This window comes from Pseudonocardia sp. GCM10023141 (assembly GCF_042653605.1).
This window is the reverse complement of sequence record NZ_JBHSIR010000055.1, coordinates 475999-493198: the sequence shown is the minus strand read 5'-3', so window position 1 is coordinate 493198 and position 17200 is coordinate 475999. Positions and strand designations below refer to the sequence as shown.

Annotated in this window: 15 protein-coding genes; 3 read left to right on the top strand and 12 right to left on the bottom strand. The window is 72.7% G+C overall.

The genetic code is table 11. The features are described from left to right. Positions 1-5 precede the first annotated feature (5 nt). On the top strand, positions 6-425 hold the full coding sequence (locus ACFPFQ_RS31355; protein WP_379625287.1) for a GAF domain-containing protein: 420 nt from the start codon (positions 6-8) through the stop codon (positions 423-425). Positions 426-612: 187 nt separating this feature from the next. Here the strand turns inward: ACFPFQ_RS31355 and ACFPFQ_RS31350 are convergent, their stop codons facing one another. Beyond that, the gene (locus tag ACFPFQ_RS31350; RefSeq protein ID WP_379625285.1) at positions 613-2223 is read right to left on the bottom strand and encodes an amino acid permease; all 1611 of its coding nucleotides are present in this window, start codon (positions 2221-2223) and stop codon (positions 613-615) included. Between the two features lie 55 nt (positions 2224-2278). After that, the gene (locus ACFPFQ_RS31345) at positions 2279-2902 is read right to left on the bottom strand and encodes a tetratricopeptide repeat protein (protein ID WP_379625283.1); all 624 of its coding nucleotides are present in this window, start codon (positions 2900-2902) and stop codon (positions 2279-2281) included. Positions 2903-3227: 325 nt separating this feature from the next. On the opposite strand from ACFPFQ_RS31345, the gene ACFPFQ_RS31340 reads away from it, so the two are divergent. Together ACFPFQ_RS31340 and ACFPFQ_RS31335 are read left to right on the top strand one after the other, a co-directional pair. Then, on the top strand, positions 3228-4211 hold the full coding sequence (locus ACFPFQ_RS31340) for a hydroxyacid dehydrogenase (protein ID WP_379625282.1): 984 nt from the start codon (positions 3228-3230) through the stop codon (positions 4209-4211). Further along, entirely contained in the window at positions 4208-5176 is a 969-nt protein-coding gene (locus tag ACFPFQ_RS31335) for an NAD(P)-dependent oxidoreductase (protein ID WP_379625280.1), read from the top strand. The genes ACFPFQ_RS31340 and ACFPFQ_RS31335 overlap by 4 nt, the downstream gene beginning before the upstream one ends. A 21-nt stretch (positions 5177-5197) precedes the next feature. Here the strand turns inward: ACFPFQ_RS31335 and argG are convergent, their stop codons facing one another. The 10 genes from argG to ACFPFQ_RS31285 form a co-directional block, all read right to left on the bottom strand. Then, the gene (gene argG, locus ACFPFQ_RS31330) at positions 5198-6643 is read right to left on the bottom strand and encodes an argininosuccinate synthase (protein ID WP_379625279.1); all 1446 of its coding nucleotides are present in this window, start codon (positions 6641-6643) and stop codon (positions 5198-5200) included. Between the two features lie 47 nt (positions 6644-6690). Continuing rightward, positions 6691-7719: a LacI family DNA-binding transcriptional regulator gene (locus tag ACFPFQ_RS31325; protein ID WP_379625277.1), complete on the bottom strand. Its 1029-nt coding sequence runs from the start codon at positions 7717-7719 to the stop codon at positions 6691-6693. A gap of 10 nt (positions 7720-7729) precedes the next feature. Next, entirely contained in the window at positions 7730-8548 is an 819-nt protein-coding gene (locus ACFPFQ_RS31320; protein ID WP_379625508.1) for a sugar phosphate isomerase/epimerase family protein, read from the bottom strand. 2 nt (positions 8549-8550) lie between these two features. Continuing rightward, positions 8551-9726 (bottom strand): DUF993 family protein, encoded by a 1176-nt coding sequence (locus ACFPFQ_RS31315; protein ID WP_379625275.1) that lies wholly within the window; start codon positions 9724-9726, stop codon positions 8551-8553. Further along, positions 9723-10853 (bottom strand): Gfo/Idh/MocA family protein, encoded by a 1131-nt coding sequence (locus ACFPFQ_RS31310; RefSeq protein ID WP_379625506.1) that lies wholly within the window; start codon positions 10851-10853, stop codon positions 9723-9725. The genes ACFPFQ_RS31315 and ACFPFQ_RS31310 overlap by 4 nt, the downstream gene beginning before the upstream one ends. Before the next feature lie 72 nt (positions 10854-10925). Further along, entirely contained in the window at positions 10926-12377 is a 1452-nt protein-coding gene (locus ACFPFQ_RS31305) for an MFS transporter (protein ID WP_379625273.1), read from the bottom strand. A 233-nt stretch (positions 12378-12610) separates the two neighbouring features. Next, positions 12611-14203 carry an FMN-binding glutamate synthase family protein gene (locus ACFPFQ_RS31300; protein ID WP_379625271.1) on the bottom strand — a complete coding sequence of 531 codons (1593 nt, stop codon included), beginning with the start codon at positions 14201-14203 and terminating at the stop codon, positions 12611-12613. A gap of 27 nt (positions 14204-14230) precedes the next feature. Next, complete coding sequence (locus tag ACFPFQ_RS31295; protein ID WP_379625269.1) at positions 14231-15130, bottom strand: alpha/beta fold hydrolase; 900 nt, start codon at positions 15128-15130, stop codon at positions 14231-14233. Continuing rightward, the gene (locus ACFPFQ_RS31290; RefSeq protein ID WP_379625267.1) at positions 15127-16185 is read right to left on the bottom strand and encodes a tartrate dehydrogenase; all 1059 of its coding nucleotides are present in this window, start codon (positions 16183-16185) and stop codon (positions 15127-15129) included. The genes ACFPFQ_RS31295 and ACFPFQ_RS31290 overlap by 4 nt, the downstream gene beginning before the upstream one ends. Positions 16186-16317: 132 nt before the next feature. Next, positions 16318-17199, bottom strand: coding sequence for a LysR family transcriptional regulator (locus tag ACFPFQ_RS31285; RefSeq protein ID WP_379625265.1), 882 nt, complete (start codon positions 17197-17199; stop codon positions 16318-16320). Position 17200 lies beyond the last annotated feature (1 nt).

Sequence of the window (17200 nt, the reverse complement as noted above, 5' to 3'; positions counted from 1 at the left end):
CGAGCATGGACACATCGGGTCAGCGCGCGCCCGATCGGAACGCCAACGTGACGGTGGAGCTGCAGTCCCTGCTGCTGGGCACCGACGGCGTCGAGGTCTTCCTCGCCGAGGTGGCCCGCTGGGCCGCGGGCACGGTGGAGCACGCGCAGTCGTGCGGGGTCACGGTGCAGGCCACGCCCACCTCCCGCATGCTCGGAGCCACCACCGACGAGTTCGCCCGGCGGATGGACGCCGTGCAGTACGACGTCGACGATGGGCCCTGCCTGCACTGCCTGCGCGCGGGCCATCCCGTCCTCGTCGAGGACATCGCGTCCGACCGGCGCTGGGTCGCCTTCGCGCGGCGGGGTCGCCGAGAGGGTGCCGCCGCGTCGCTGTCGGTCCCGCTGATGGTCCAGGGCCGGGCGGTCGGGGCGTTGAACCTCTAAAGCCGCACCCCGTTCGGGCTCAGCGCGGCCGACCAGGCCCGGGCGCTGCAGTTCGCCGCCCAGGCCGCCGGCGCGGTCGGGCTCGCGCTGCGGCTCGCGGGGTGCGCGGCCACTTCCTCGAGCGCGGCGTCGGCACCGGTGACGGCCACGCGGGGCCGACCGGGTGGCGTGCCGCCCGCCGATCGCGTCAGCGCCGGGTGGCCTGCAGGATCGCGGTTCGGCTGTCGTTCCCGGCCCCGCCGAAGGTGGCCCGCTCGAACTGCTGGTGTGGGATGACCGGCTGCGCCGACACCTCGCGCGCCGGTCCGGTGAACCACTTCCGCGCCGACAGCAGGTACCAGCCGCCGAACAGCAGCAGCGCACCTCCCACCGTCAGCGGTGCGTAGTTCACGACGTCCCAGTCGAAGTCGCTCGCCCACGGCACGCCGCGGGGTGAGACGGGCAGCAGGAACAGCACACACACGACGGTGATCCACGCGACGGCGAGCGGGGCGATCCACCGGTAGTGCCGTCCGAGGCTCCAGGCGCCGGGCTCGAACGACGAGCCGGCGCGGATCCGCAGGATGATGGGGAGCGCGAACGCGATGTAGAGGCCGATCACGGCGATCGAGGTGCCCACGAGGTAGCCGATGGCGCCGTTGGCCAGCGTCGGCAGCATCAGCGCCCAGGCCACCACCGAGATGGCGATGACCGCGTTGACCGGAACCCGGTTGGCGTTGACCTTGCGCCAGCTCCGCGAGCCCGGCACCGCGTTGTCGCGGGAGAACGCGAACATCATCCGCGACGCCGACGTCACCGAGGCCGTGCCGCAGAAGAACTGGGCCACCACGGCGATGAGCAGCAGGAACTCCGCCCAGGCGGCACCCATGGACGTGGTCCAGATGTAGATCACCGCGTTCGCGCCGGCGTCGAGGGTGCCCTGGACGTCGGGGACCGCGAAGGTGAGCGCGACGAGCAGGACGAAGCCGAAGGCGACCGAGACGACCACCGACATGACCATGCCCAGCGCCGCGGACCGCGACGCCGCGCGGGTCTCCTCGCTCATGTGGGCCGAGGCGTCGTAGCCGGTGATCGTGTACTGGGCCATCAGCAGGCCGAGCCCGAAGACGAACCAGAAGCCGATGCCGTCGAAACCGGAGTTGTTGATCGTCTCGCCGAAGACGAACGCCACCGACTGGTGGTGGCGCGGCACCACCAGCAGCAGCACCACGATCATGAGGACACCGGCCATGTGCCACCACGCCGAGAGCGTGTTGAGCCGGGCGAGCAGGTTGACGTTGAGCAGGTTCAGGGCGAGGTGCGCGGCCATGATCACGGTGAACGTGATGAAGATGGCGCCGGTGTCGGTACCGACGAGTCCCGGGAACCACAGGTTGAACAGCGCCGTGGTGAACGTGGCGGCGCCGTAGTCGATGGACGCGGTGACGGCGATCTGGCCGATGAGGTTGAACCAGCCGGTGAACCAGCCCCATGCCGGGCCGCCGAGCTTGGACGCCCAGAAGTACAGCGCGCCCGCGGTCGGCATGGCCGATGCGATCTCGCCCATCGCCATCGCCACGAGCACGCAGAAGCCGCCGACGAGCAGCCAGCCCCAGGTGATGGCGACCGGGCCGCCGTAGTTGAACGCGAGGTAGTACGACGTCAGGCAGCCCGCGAGGACCGAGATGATCGTGAAGGAGATCGCGAAGTTGGAGAAGCCGCCGAACTCGCGGTACAGCACCTGCGCGTAACCGAGGCGCTGCAGGAGTGCCTCGTCGCTGCTGGTCGTGGTGCCTACGTGGGTGTTCTTGGCCTGCATGCCGGCCTTTCGGGGGAGCGGTGCGTGGGGAGCGCGCCGTGGGGGCGGGGAGGGCCTATCCGGTGCGCCGGATCAGCCCGATCTGGCGGCCGCAGTCCAGCAGCGCCAGCGTGTGCGAGTGGCGGGCACCGAGTGACTGCTCGGCGTCGTTGATCGCCGAGGTCAGCCCGGAGTAGGCGGACTCGACGGCACCCGCAGCGGCCTGTGCGAGCGCCAGTCCCATCCGAGAGGTCAGGGTGTCGGGGTGTGCGGGGCCGAGCGTGCGGCGGCGCTGCACGGTCACGACCTGTGACAGCTCGACGGCGTCGTCGACGCTGCCGGTCATGCGGTAGGCGGCGGCGAGCGCGTCGCGGGCGGTGAGGGTGCGGGGGTCCTCCTCGCCCAGTACGCGGGCGCGATCGGCCAGGTTGGCGACCATGAGCGTGATGCCCTCGCGCTTGCGGCCTGCCACGACGCAGGCGACGGCCAGGTTGCCGCCGACCGTCAGCGTCCCGACGTGCTCGGTGCCCAGGATGGCGCGGCAGTCGGCCAGCGTCCGGGCGAACAGCGGGATCGCCTCCTTGTGACGGTCCGAGGCGCACAGCGCCGCGGCGTCCGCGTTGCGGGAAGCGAGCTCGTTGACGTCGTCTCGGGCCGCGTCCATCTCCTGCGAGGCCGAGCGACCTGCTGGCCGCGTCATGCGTTCCATTCCGATTCACCCGACTGGTCACTCTGAACACTACGTACGGTGACGTGGTGAGGCAGTTGAGCAGGGGAGGTCGGTACGCGTCAAGCCTCTGGAGCAAGGTGTGAAACAAAATTCACAGCGTGTAGTGCCGATCCGCTTTTCGATGTAGACCATTCGAGTGAATGCCTCGACAGTGGAGCATCGTGGCGATGATTGCGCCGTGGTGGGCGGCCGAACGGCCCAGCCGGCCGGGTCGGTGGCGTGCTTGTGAGCGTGCGAGTGCCTCGCTACTGTTCCGGAAGCGAAGAAAGCGCTTTCTATCGAAAGGGATGCCGCGTTGAACGGCCTCTACGTGATGGATCCCCGCAAGTTCGACGATGTCTACGGGCCGCAGGAGCGCACGGCCATCGAGGCCCACCTGATCATCGGATCGCCGCCGCTCGGCGCGGCCGAGCTGGACCCGGCGCTGCTCGCGGACGTGAACGTGCTCGTCACGGCGTGGGGCGGCCCGCGGCTCACCGCCGAGCTCCTCGACGCCGCGCCGAAGCTCGAGCTGGTGCTCTACGGGGCGGGCTCGATCCGCCCGATCATCACCCCGCAGGCGTGGGAGCGCGGCGTGCGGATCACCTCGGCCGCCGCCGCCAACGCGGTGGCCGTCGCCGAGTTCGCGCTGGCCCAGATCCTGTTCTCGATCAAGCACGGCTGGCGGTACCTGCTCGCCGCGCGCGCGGCGGCCGCGCCGGTGCGACACGGTGCCGAGCGCGGCGCCAACGGGGCGGTGGTCGGGCTGGTGGGGCTGGGCGCCACCGGCCGTTCCACCGCGGCGCTGCTGGCCCGCCACGATGTCGAGGTGCAGGCGTTCGACCCCCACGCCACCGCCGCGACAGCAGGCGAGCTCGGCGTGCGGCTGGTCGGGATCGAGGAGCTGTTCGCCACCTCCGACGTGGTGAGCCTGCACGTGCCGCTGCTCGTGGAGACGCGCGGCATGGTGGGCGCCGCGCTCCTGCGGTCGATGCGCCGGGACGCCACGCTGATCAACACCGCCCGTGGCGGCCTGATCAGGGAGGACGAGCTGGTGGCGACGCTGATCGAGCGTCCGGACCTGTTCGCCGCGCTCGACGTCACCGACCCGGAGCCGCCGGTGTCGGGCTCGCCCCTGTTCACGCTGCCCAACGTCGTGGTCACCCCGCACATCGCGGGCAGCCTCGGCCTGGAGTGCCGCCGCCAGGGCGCGATGATGGCGCAGGAGCTGGCCCGCTACTGCGCGGGCGAGCCGCTGCTGCACGAGGTCACCGAGCCCGCGTTCGCGAGAACCGCATGACGTTCACGCTGGTCATGCTCCCCCCGCAGCAGGCGGCACTGGCCGGCTGGCCGGCCCGGCTGGAGGCCGCGGTGCCCGGGGTCCGGGTGCTGGTGCCCGAGACGGCCACCGCCGCCGCCGCCGCGCTGTCGGACGCGGACGCCGCGCACGGGGCCCTGCCACCGGAGCTGCTGGTACACGCGCGGCGCCTGCGCTGGCTGCAGGCGCCCCAGGCCGCGCCGCCGCCGGGGTTCTACACCCCGGAGCTGATCGCGCATCCGGTCATCGTCACGAACATGCGCGACACCTACACCGACCAGGTCGCCCACCACACCCTCGCGATGGTGCTCGCGCTCGCCAGGGGGCTGCCGCGCTACGGGCGGGACCAGACCGCTGCCCGCTGGGACCCGCGGATGGAGCCCGGTGCGGTGCTGGCGCTGCCGGGCGCGACCGCGCTCGTCGTCGGCGTCGGCGCGATCGGCGCCGAGGTGGGCAGGCTGCTCACGGCGTTCGGCACCCGCGTGATCGGCGTCGACGGCAGGCGCACCGAGGCCCCGCCCGGGTTCGCCGAGCTGCACCCGGCCGACGCGCTGGACACGCTGCTGCCCGCCGCCGACATCGTCGTCGTGACGGTGCCGCACACCCCGGTCACCGAGGGGATGTTCGACGCGCCGCGGCTCGCGCTGCTGCGCCCGTCGGCGTTCTTCGTCAACATCGGCCGCGGACCGACGGTCGTGCTCGACGCCGTGGTCGCGGCGCTGGCCGCCGGCCGGCTCGCGGGCGTCGCGCTGGACGTCTACGAGACCGAACCGCTGCCGCCGGAGCACCCGCTGTGGGCGCGCCCGGACGCGCTGCTCACCCCGCACGTCGCGAGCGCGGGCACCCCCGCCGACGAGCGGCGCTTCGCCGTCCTGCTGGAGAACGTGCGCCGCTTCGCCGCGGGGGACCCCTTGCTCAACGTGGTGGACAAGGCGAGCTGGCACTGACGGTTCGGGTCAGCCAGGGACTCAGTCGGTGCCGGACTCCATCGCCGCGTTGTCGAGCAGCTCGTCGGCGGGGATCTCGCCGCGGCTGGCGATCGCCTCGGCGCCGCCCTCGGCCATGTCGCCGATGAGGCCGGTGCCGGTGAGCTGCGGCGTGACGACCAGCGCCGGGTGCGTGTTACCGACCATGCCGAGCCCGGAGTACTGCTCGAGCTTCGCGCGGGAGTCGGCGATGTCGAGGTTGCGCATGGTGAGCTGGCCGATGCGGTCGACGGGGCCGAAGGCCGAGTCCTCGGTGCGCTCCATCGACAGCTTGTCGGGGTGGTAGCTGAACGCGGGACCGGCCGTGTCGAGCACGGAGTAGTCCTCACCGCGGCGCAGCCGCAGCGTCACCTCGCCGGTGATGGCCGTGCCCACCCAGCGCTGCAGCGACTCGCGCACCATCAGCGCCTGCGGGTCGAGCCAGCGACCCTCGTACATCAGCCGGCCCAGCCGGCGCCCGCTGTCGTGGTAGCTGGCGAGGGTGTCCTCGTTGTGGATCGCGTTGACGAGCCGCTCGTAGGCCGCGTGCAGCAGCGCCATGCCGGGCGCCTCGTAGATGCCGCGGCTCTTGGCCTCGATGATCCGGTTCTCGATCTGGTCGGACATGCCCATGCCGTGGCGGCCGCCGATGGCGTTGACCTCCAGCACCAGGTCGACGGCGGAAGCGAACTCCTTGCCGTTGACGGTGACCGGGCGCCCCTGCGCGAAGCCGATCGTGACGTCCTCGGCCGCGATCTCGACGGCCGGATCCCAGAACCGCACACCCATGATCGGCTCGACGATCTCGACGCCCACGTCGAGGCGCTCCAGCGATTTGGCCTCGTGCGTGGCGCCCCAGATGTTGGCGTCGGTGGAGTAGGCCTTCTCGGTGCTGTCGCGGTAGGGCAGCGTCCGGGCGAGCAGCCACTCCGACATCTCGGTGCGACCACCGAGCTCGCGCACGAAGTCGGCGTCGAGCCACGGCTTGTAGATCCGCAGCGAGGGGTTGGCGAGCAGGCCGTAGCGGTAGAACCGCTCGATGTCGTTGCCCTTGAACGTGGAGCCGTCGCCCCAGATCTGCACGTCGTCGTCCTGCATCGCGCGCACCAGCAGCGTGCCGGTGACGGCCCGGCCCAGCGGTGTGGTGTTGAAGTAGGTGCGACCGCCCGAGCGGATGTGGAACGCGCCGCACGCGAGTGCCGCCAGCCCCTCCTCCACGAGCGCCTCGCGGCAGTCGACCAGGCGGGCGACCTCCGCACCGTAGGCGGTGGCGCGGCCGGGCACCGAGGCGATGTCGGGCTCGTCGTACTGGCCGATGTCGGCGGTGTAGGTGCAGGGCACGGCGCCCTTCTCGCGCATCCACGCGACCGCTACCGAGGTGTCGAGACCTCCGGAGAAGGCGATCCCGACACGTTCACCGACAGGCAGGGAGGTAAGTACCTTGGACACGGGTGCAACTATATGCGCAGCAGTGCATAACGATGCAACGGGGTCCCTTACCGGGTATCGGCGGGATGGTGCACCGAGTCGCGGACGATGAGCTCGGTGCGCACGGTGATCGTGCTGCCCGGCTGCGCGGCGTCGGCGCCCATGGCGATCCGGCCCGCGCGCCGTCCGAGCTCCTCGAACGGCACCCGCACGGTGGTGAGCGCCGGCACCGTGTCCCCGCTGACGGGGAGGTCGTCGAACCCGGCCACCGACAGCGCCGCGGGCACCGCGATCCCGAGCTCCCTGGCGGCTGCGAGCACCCCGGAGGCGGCCTGGTCGTTGGCGGCGATGATCGCGGTCGGCGGCGCGGACCGCTGCAGGAGCGCGGGCGCCAGCTGCAGCCCCGCGTCGCGGCCGAACGAGCCGGCGACGACCGGTCCCGGTGCCAGCCCGGCCGCGCGCATCGCGTCGAGGTGACCGGCGAGGCGCGCGTCGGTGGTGGTGTTGGCGGGCGGCCCGGTGAGGTAGGCGATGTGTCGGTGCCCGAACGCCGTGAGGTGGCGGGTGAGCGTCTCGGCGCCGCGCCGGTTGTCGACGTCCACCGCGACGGCCGGGGTGTCGGGCAGCAGCGGTCGCCCGCAGAAGACCACCTGCATGCCCGCGCCGTGGGCGCGGCGGATCAGCGCCGAGAGCCGCTCGACGTGCTCGGGCCCGCCCGACTGGCCGCCGGTGATCACCACGGCGCGGGCCCGCTGGCGCATCAGCAGCTCCAGGTAGCGCAGCTCCTCCTCCGGCGTACCGCCGGTGTTGGCGATGATCGTGAGCAGGTCGAGCCCGCTGACCTGGCTCTGCACGGCGCCGGCCAGCAGCCCGAAGAACGGGTCGGCGACGTCGTTGACCAGCACGCCCACGACGTCGGACGTGCTGCCGGCCAGCGAGCGCGCATGGGCGTTGACGACGTAGTCGAGCTCCTGAACCGCGCGCAGCACCCGGGCCCGGGTCCGCGTGGCCACCGGGTAGTTGCCGTTGAGGACACGCGAGACCGTGGCCGCCGACACCCCGGCGCGATCGGCGACGTCGGCGAGGGTGACCGTCATGGCGGGGAGACTACTTCGCGATCAGATCGACGTAGCGCTTGCACATCGTGGCCAGCACCGTGTCGGGCGGGGTCTCCCAGACCGACCGGTTGAAGATCTCCACCTCGATGTCGCCGCGGTAGCCCGCCGCCGCGACGGCGTCGGTGAGCGGGGCGAAGTCGATGTGGCCGTCGCCCATCATCCCGCGCCCCAGCAGCACGTCGGCCGGCAGCGGCGTGACCCAGTCGCTGACCTGGTAGGACGCGATCCGCTCGCCTGCGCGGGCGATCTGGTCCAGCACGGCGGGGTCCCACCACAGGTGGAAGGTGTCGACGACGACCCCGACCTGCTCCACCGGGAACCGCTCCGCCCAGTCCAGCGCCTGCCCGAGTGTGGACAGCACGGCCCGGTCGGCGCAGTACATGGGGTGCAGCGCCTCCAGCGCCAGCCGCACGCCGAGCTCGCCCGCATACGGTGCCAGCTCGCCGACGGCGTCGAGCACGGCGGCGCGGGCCCCGGCGAGGTCGGTGGAGCCGGCCGGCAGGCCGCCGACCACGAGCACCAGACAGGGTGCCCCGAGCGCGGCGGCCTCCTCGATCGCGGCGCGGTTGTCGGCGATCGCCGCGGCCCGCTCCCGGGGGTCGGTGGCGGTCAGGAAGCCGCCCCGGCACAGCGACGAGACCCGCAGGCCGGCGTCGGTGACGTACCGCGCTGCCGCCTCCACGCCGATCTGCCCGACGTGCTCGCGCCACAGCCCGATGGCCGGGATCCCGGCGCGCACGCAGGCGTCGACGGCGTCGGTGAGCGACGCGTCGCGGATCGTGAACTGGTTGAGCGAGAGCCGATCCAGGTTCACTGGTCGATCCCCGCCACCTGCAGGAACGCCGCGACCCGGCGGGCGGCGCGCTCGGGTTCGGCGAAGAGCCCGAGCTCGTCGGCGAGCCGGTAGGCCTCCGCGAGGTGCAGGACGCTGCGCCCGGACTGCAGCCCGCCGACCATCGTGAAACCCCGCTGGTGCCCCGAGAGCCACGCGAGGAACGCGATACCGGTCTTGTAGTACTGCGTGGGTGGCGCGAACAGGTGCCGGGCCAGCGCGGTGGTGGCGCCGAGCGCGTCGAAGCCCGCGAGGTCGCCACGGTCGAGCGCCTGCAGCGCGGTGGACGCCGCCGGCGCGATGGCGGCGAAGACGCCCAGCAGCGCGTCGCTGTGGCGCCCGCCCTCGTCCCTGATGAGCTCCGGGTAGTTGTAGTCGTCGCCGGTGTAGAGGCGCACCCCGGCCGGGAGCCGGTCGCGGACCTGGCGCTCCAGCGCGGCGTCGAGCAGCGAGACCTTGATGCCGTCGACGCGGCCCGGGTGCTGCGCGATGAGCGTGAGCACCGAGTCGGCGGCGTCGGCGATGTCGCCGCTGCCCCAGTAGCCGGTGAGCGCGGGGTCGAACATCGGCCCCAGCCAGTGCAGGATCACCGGCCGGTCGGCCATCTCGATCAGCGGCGCGTAGACCTCGTGGTACTCCAGCGGGCTGCGCGCGACGGCGGCGAGCTGGCGGCTGGCCATGAGGATCACCGTGGCGCCCGCGTCCTGGACGAACGCGACCTGCTCGGCGTAGGCGCAGCGGATCTCCTCCAGCGTGCGGGCCGCCGGCATGTGGTCGGTGCCCGCGCCCGCGGCGATGGCGCCGCCCACGGCACGGGCCTCGCGGGCCGAGCGCGTGATCAGGGTGCGGGTGGCCGACCAGTCCAGGCCCATTCCGCGCTGTGCGGTGTCCATCGCCTCGGCGACACCGAACCCGTAGGACCACAGGTGGCGCCGGAAGGCCATCGTCGCGCCCCAGTCGACGGCGGCGGGGGCACCCGGTGCGTTGGCGCCGCGGGCGTCGGCGGCGACGTGCGCTGCGGCATAGGCGATCCGCTCGCGGAACGGGCCGGCCGGCCGCGTCCACGGGCCGGGGTCGTTCGGGCGGTGGCGCACCGTGCCGCCGCCGGGACGGGGGAGCACGACCGACGTGGCGCCGCCGACGACGACGCTCACTGGTCGGTGTCCAGCGGCTCGATCTCGATGCGGCGGCCCTGCTCCGACGACGCGAGCCCGGCCTGGGCGAGCTGGATGCCACGAGCCCCGGACAGCACGTCGTGCGCGTGCGGGGCGTCCTCGACGACGTGGCGGACGAACTCCTCCCACTGCACCTTGAAGCCGTTGTCGAACGTGCCGTTGTCGGGGATCTCGGTCCACTGGTCGCGGAACGCCTCGGTGGTGGGCTGGTCCGGGTTCCACACCGGGCGCGGGGTCGCGGAGCGGTGCTGCGCGCGGCAGCCCCACAGGCCCGCGACGGCGCTGCCCTCGGTGCCGTCGACCTGGAACTCCACGAGCTCCTTGCGGTCGACGCGCACGCACCACGACGAGTTCACCTGCGCGACGACGCCGCCGGCGAGCTCGAAGATCGCGTACGCGGAGTCGTCGGCCGTGGCGGCGTAGGGGGCGCCGTGCTCGTCGACGCGCTCCGGGATGTGGGTGACGGCGCGGGCGGTGACGGCCTCGACCTGGCCGAACAGGCTCTCCAGCACGTAGCTCCAGTGCGCGAACATGTCGACCACGATGCCGCCGCCGTCCTCGACGCGGTAGTTCCACGACGGGCGTTGGGCCTGCTGCCAGTCGCCCTCGAAGACCCAGTAGCCGAACTCGCCGCGCACCGACAGGATGCGGCCGAAGAAGCCGCCCTCGATCAGGCGGCGCAGCTTGAGCAGGCCGGGCAGGTAGATCTTGTCGTGCACCACCCCGGTCTTGACGCCCGCGGCACGGGCCAGCGCGGCGATCTCCAGTGCCTCGTCCACCGTCTCGACGACGGGCTTCTCGGCGTAGGTGTGCTTGCCCGCCTCGATGGCCGCCACCAGCGCCTTGTGCCGCACGCTGGTGAGCTGCGCGTCGAAGTAGACGTCGATGGACGGGTCGTCGAGCACGCCGGCGAGGTCGGTGGAGTACTCGGCGATGCCGTGGGTGCGCGCGATCCGGCTCAGTGCCGACTCGTTGCGTCCCACCAGCACCGGCTCGAGCACGACCCGGCGACCGTCGGAGAGCACCACCCCGCCCTCGTCGCGGATGGCCAGCACCGACCGGACCAGATGCTGCCGATAGCCCATCCGTCCGGTGACGCCGTTCATCGCCACGCGCAGCACCACATCCTGGTCCACGGAACCTCCTGATCGACAACGGGACGGTAAGCGCTTACTAGCCTAGTGGGCGAGGGCCGGGATCCGCTCCCGGACCATCGCGTAGAGGGGCACCGACAACGCCATCACGGCGGCCGCGGTGAAGACGCCCGGCGCCCAGCTGCCGGTGACGTCGCGCAGCAGCCCGCTGACCACCGGGCTCGCCACCGCGCCGATCTCGGCGACGAGGTTGAAGATGCCGAACGCCGACCCGCGCTGGGCGTCGGGCACGAGATCGCCGACGATCCCGTGCACCACCGGCTGCAGCGCGTTGAAGAACAGGCCGGAGGTGAACAGGATCATCCCGAGCAGGATCAGCGACGGGCGCCCGGACAGGACGCTCAGGCCGAACGCCACGGCGAGCAGCGTGTGGGCCACCGCGCAGGCGATGGCGAGCGACTTGCGGCCCTTGCCGCGGCGGATCTGCCGGTCGGCGAGCCAGCCGCCCACCGGGAACCCGATGATGCCGGCGCCCGCGTTGAACGCCGCGGTCAGCCCGGCGGCGACGAGGCTGCTCTGCGCGCTCTCCTTGACGATCTGCACCGACCAGAAGCTGAAGAACCACAGGTTCCACATGACCGCGATGAACGCGATGCAGATCAGCCAGACGTCGCGGGTCAGCAGGGTGGTGGCGTGGCCGGAGCGCCGGACGTCGCGCACGACCACGGCGATGACGATCGCCGCGAGCACCCCGGAGCCGATCGCGGTGACCCAGTCGGGCCAGTGGAGCGACTCGGCGAGCAGGAACAGCGCGATGATCGCGACGGCCGTCGGCGCCGAGTAGCCGATCAGGCGCAGCGTCGGCGCTCCGAGGCGCAGCGGCCGGTCACCGCGGGCGCGGAAGAACGCCAGCGTGCCGAGCGCGACCAGCAGGGACACGGCTCCGAAGACGAACAGCGGCATGGCCCACGCGTGCCCGCCCATGCCCAGCGCCGTGCCCGCGTTGATCAGCAGCGGGGTGGCGAGCAGCCCGACGGTCAGGCCGATCGCGAGCCCGGAGATCACCACCCCGAGCCCGATGGTGCGCCGCGCCGGGGGAGTGTGCGCCATGACCAGCGTGCGGTCGTTGGAGTAGAAGACGCCCTCGCCCAGTCCGGTGAGCACCCGCGCCGCCACGAACGCGACCAGCCCGGTGACCAGGCCGGACACCAGCGTCAGTACGCCGGCCCACAGCAGCGAGACCACCAGCATCTCGCGGTGGCCCAACCGGTCGCCCAGTCGCCCGCCCGCGTACTGCGTGAGCATGTAGCCGGTGAAGAACATCGAGCCGATGAGGCCGCCGAGCGTGGCGGGGTTCGCGGCGTCACCGATGAAGCCGGCCTTGTTCTCGATCATCCAGGCCACCACGGGGCCGGTGACGGTGCGGTCGGCGTAGCTGACCAGCCAGCCGAGCAGCAGCACGCCCCACAGCGCCCGGTAGCCCCCGCTGAAGATCGGCCGCCCGGAGCGGGCGTCGCGCGCGGTGCTGATCGCCATGCGTCCTCCCAAGGCGCGAATAGAAAGCGCTTGCTATCTTCACGTCCGGCGACGGCCCCGTCAAGTTCGCCCACACCGCGGCGCCGGTCGCATCGGCGCCGCACTTCGCACACCGTCGCCGGTCCTCGCACAGTGTCGGCGGTGTGCGAGGACGGGCGAGGGTGTGCGAGGACGGGCGAGGGTGTGCGCGGACCTACCCGGCGTCGTGTCGCGAAGTCGTCACCCGGCAGCAGTCATGCGGCGGTGGGGTGGAAGGTGTCGGGGTCGGCCTGCTTCCAGTCCTGCGCCCACTCCTTCGGCGCGTCGTGGAGCAGCTCGCCGGGGGAGAGCCAGTCGAACAGGTCGGCGTAGGAGTGGGTGTCCATGTGCCCGATGCGGCGGCGCAGCTGCTCGGGGCGCAGCTCGGCGGGCCCGTGCACGCCCATCGACGCCATGATCTGCTGCGCCTCGGCGACGGTGGCCTGCTGGAAGCGCTGCACCCGCAGTGCCTTGTCCTCGACGTCGAGCGCGCGGGCCCGCCGCGGGTCCTGGGTGGCGACACCCACCGGGCACTTGTTGGTGTGGCAGCGCTGCGCCTGGATGCAGCCGGTGGCCATCATCATCGCGCGGGCGGCGTTGGTGTAGTCGGCACCCTGGATGATCCGCTTGACGATGTCGGAGCCGTTGGCGACCTTGCCGGACGCGCCGACCCGGATCCGGTCCCGCAACCCGACGCCCACCAGCGCGTTGTGCAGCGTCATCAGACCCTCGGTCAGCGGGGTGCCGACGTGGTCGGAGTACTCCGGCGGCGCCGCCCCGGTGCCGCCCTCGGCGCCGTCGACCACGATGAAGTCCGGTGTGGTGCCCTCGGCGAGCATCGCCTTGCAGATCGCGAGCGCCTCGGCGCGGGATCCGATGCACAGCTTGAACCCGGTGGGCTTGCCGCCTGCGAGCTCCCGCATCCGGGCGAGGAACAGCACGAGCTCGCGCGGGGTGGCGAAGACGCGGTGGGCGGCCGGGCTCAGGCACGTCTCACCGATCGTGACGTTGCGCGCCCGGGCGATCTCGGCGGTCACCTTCGCCCCGGGCAGCACCCCGCCCAACCCGGGCTTCGCGCCCTGGCTGAGCTTGAGCGCCACGCACTTCACGGCGTCGTGGGCGGACTTGTCGGCGAACAGGGCGGGATCGAAGTCGCCGGTGGCGGTGCGGGCGCCGAAGTAGCCGCTGCCCAGCTCCCACACCAGGTCGGCGCCGTGGCGCAGGTGGTACTCGGTGAGGCCGCCCTCGCCCGTGTCCTGCGCGAACCCGCCCAGCGCGGCACCCTTGTTCATCGCCAGCACCGCGTTGGCCGACAGCGCACCGAAGCTCATCGCCGAGACGTTGAGCAGCGCCATCGCGTAGGGCCGGGTGCACTCCGGGCCGCCGACCAGCACGCGGTGCGGAGCGGCGGGCGGCGCGACCGGAGCCGTCGAGTGCAGCAGGAACTCGTACCCGACGGCGTTGACGTCACGTTCGGTGCCGAACGGCTTCTCGCCCTGGATCCCCTTGGCGCGCTGGTAGATCAGGCTGCGGGTGTCGCGGTCGTACGGCCTGCCGTCGAAGTTGCGCTCGATGAAGTACTGCTGCAGCTCCGGGCGCACGGCCTCGAGCAGGAACCGCAGGTGGCCCAGCACCGGGAAGTTGCGCACGATCGAGCTGTGCGGCTGCACCACGTCGTGGATGCCGACGGCGAGCAGCGCGGCGACGGGGGCGGCGAGCACCCACCAGCCGGGTGACCACGCCAGCGCGGCCGCCACCGCCAGCGCGGTGAGGGCCGCGAACCCGCAGAGGATCACGATGCGCAGCACGGGGAGAAACTAGCGCGGGCCGCGTTCTCACCGCCGAGCGCTGCACCCGGTGAGGAAGTCCCGCAGCAGCGCGGCGGTCTCGGCAGGCGCCTCCTCCGGCAGGTAGTGGTCCGCCGCGACGCTGCGGCCACGCAGGTCCGAGGCGTAGCCGCGCCAGACGTCGAGGACGTCGTAGTGACGCCCGACGAAGCTGTGCTCGCCCCACAGCGCGAGCACCGGCGCGTCGACGGTGCGGCCGGCGTCGGCGTCGTCGTGCTCGAGATCGATCGTGGCCGCGGCCCGGTAGTCGGCGCACGAGGCTGCGATCGCGGCCGGGTCGGCGAAGCAGCGCACGTACTCGGCCATCGCGGCCGGGTCGAACGGGGTGCCCCCACCGTGGCGCGCCGTCATCCGGGCCCGGATCCAGAACTCCGGGTCGCCACCGATGAGCCGCTCCGGGATCCCGTTCGGCGCGGTGAGGAAGAACCAGTGGTAGTAGCCCTGGGCGAACGCCGCGTCGGCCGTCGCGTAGGCGTGGCGGGTGGGCACGACGTCGAGCACGGCCAGCGCGCGGACGGCGCCGGGATGGTCCAGCGCGAGGCGGTGCCCGACGCGGGCGCCGCGGTCGTGCCCGACCACCGCGAAGCGCTCGAACCCGAGCGCGCCCATGAGGAGCACCTGGTCGCGGGCCAGCGCGCGCTTGCTGTAGGCGGCGTCGCCGGGACCGGGGGCGGGCTTGGTGCTGTCGCCGTAGCCGCGCAGGTCGGCGAGCACCACCGTGTGGTCGGTCGCGAGCAGCGGCGCGACGTGGTGCCAGATCAGGTGGGTCTGTGGGTAGCCGTGCAGCAGCAGCACCGGCGGGCCGTCCCCGGCCACCGCGCAGCGGATACCGACACCGCCCGCATCGATCGTCCGGTACCGGAACGCCGCCGGGAGCGGCACGCTCACGGCAGGTACTCCAGCACGGCCCCGGTGAAATCCGTGGTGGTGGCGGTGCCGCCCAGGTCCGGCGTCCGGACGGGGGTCTTCGCCAGCACCGCGGTCATCGCCGTCTCGATCCCGGCGGCGGCGTCGGCGTGACCGAGGTGCTCGAGCATCAGCGCGGCCGTCCAGATCGCGCCGAGCGGGTTGGCGACCCCCTTCCCGGCGATGTCGGGGGCGGAACCGTGGACCGGCTCGAACATCGACGGGAAGTCGCGCTCGGGGTTGATGTTGGCCGACGGCGCGATCCCGATGCTGCCGGCGATGGCGGCGGCCAGGTCGCTGAGGATGTCGCCGAACAGGTTGGAGCCGACGATGACGTCGAAGCGGGCCGGGTCGAGCACGAGCTTGGCGCACAGCGCGTCGATGTGCTCGGAGCCCCAGGTGACCTCCGGGTGCAGCGCGGCGCGCTCGGCCACCACCTCGTCCCAGAACGGCATGGTGTGGATGATGCCGTTGGACTTGGTGGCCGAGGTCAGCCGCCCGTTCCTCCGCGCGGCCAGCGCGAAGGCGAAGTCGGCGATGCGCGTGATGCCGGCCCGGGTGAAGATCGACTCTTGGATGGCCGTCTCCTCGGGGAAGCCTCGGTTGAGCCTGCCGCCGATCTCGCCGTACTCGCCCTCGACGTTCTCGCGAACCACCACGAGGTCGACCTCACCCGCGACCGCCCGCCGCACCGGGCTCTCGACGCCGTCGAACACGCGGATCGGGCGCAGGTTGACGTACTGGCGGAACGAGCGGCGGAACGGGATGAGCAGCCCCCACAGCGACACGTGGTCGGGCACCCCCGGCGCTCCGACGGCACCGAGCAGGATCGCGTCGTGCCCCCGGACCTGGTCGAGCCCGTCGGCGGGCATCATCGCGCCCTCGCTGAGGTAGCGGGCGCACGACCAGTCGAACGCGTCGTAGTCGAACCGGATGGCGTGGCGCTTCCCGACGGCGTCGAGCACCGCGCAGGCGGCGGGCAGCACCTCCTGGCCGATGCCGTCGCCGGGGATGAGGGCGATCCGATGCGTCGTCATGGTTCCAGTCCACCCCGCGGCGCCCCGCCCCGTCCAAGACGAGAACCCGGCCCCGGGTATAGGCGCCGCCTATCGATCGACCGCGCCAACCTGGTGGCCACGGCGCCGATGTCGTGGGAGTCGGCGCGGTGGCTACGGGGTGGGCGCGGTCAGGGCCGCGGCGCGGAACGCGGCCGCCGCGGGGCTGGCGTCGGCCCGGCTCACCAGCGCCAGGTGCAGGTGCGCCGCCGGTTCCAGCTCCAAGACGACGGCGCCGGCGCGGCGTGCCAGCTCCGCCCACGACGCCGCCAGCACCGCCACCCCGACGCCCCTGAGCACCAGCGGCAGGATGGCCTCGCGCTGCTCGGACTCCACCACGACGGTCAACGCGACGCCCGCGGCCCGGAACTCCTCCACCAGCGCGCGCATGCCCGAGCCGTGCGGCCCGACGATCAGGCGCTGCCCGGCCAGCTGCTCGCGGCGCACCGGACGGCCCGCCGGGAACCGCCCGTCGGGCGGCGTGACCAGCACGAACCGCTGCATCCCGACGGTCTCGACGCGCACGCCCGCCGCCACCACCGGGGTGCTGCTGGCCAGCAACCCGACCTCGACGACGCCGGTGCGCACCAGCTCCACCACGCTGGCGGCGGTCGTCGCGGCCCGGATCGCGATCGCGAGCCCCGGATGGCGTGCGGTGAACCGCGCGATCATCGACCCGAGCGGCTCGACGCTCTGTGACGGCGTCGCCGCGACGTCGACGCGCCCGGACTCCAGCCCGGTCGTCGACGCGACGCTGGCCCGTGCCGTCGCGAGCCCCCGCACGACGTGGCGCGCCGGTTCGATCAGCGCCGTACCGGCGGGCGTCAGCACGACCCGGCGCCCGACGCGGTGGAACAGATCGGTGCCGAGGTCGCGTTCCAGCGTCCGGATGGCCTGCGACAGCGACGGCTGGGCCAGGAACAGCGCCTGCGCCGCCCGGTTGATCCCGCCGTGGTCGACGACCGCAAGGAAGTACTCCAGCTGCCGCGCGTCCATC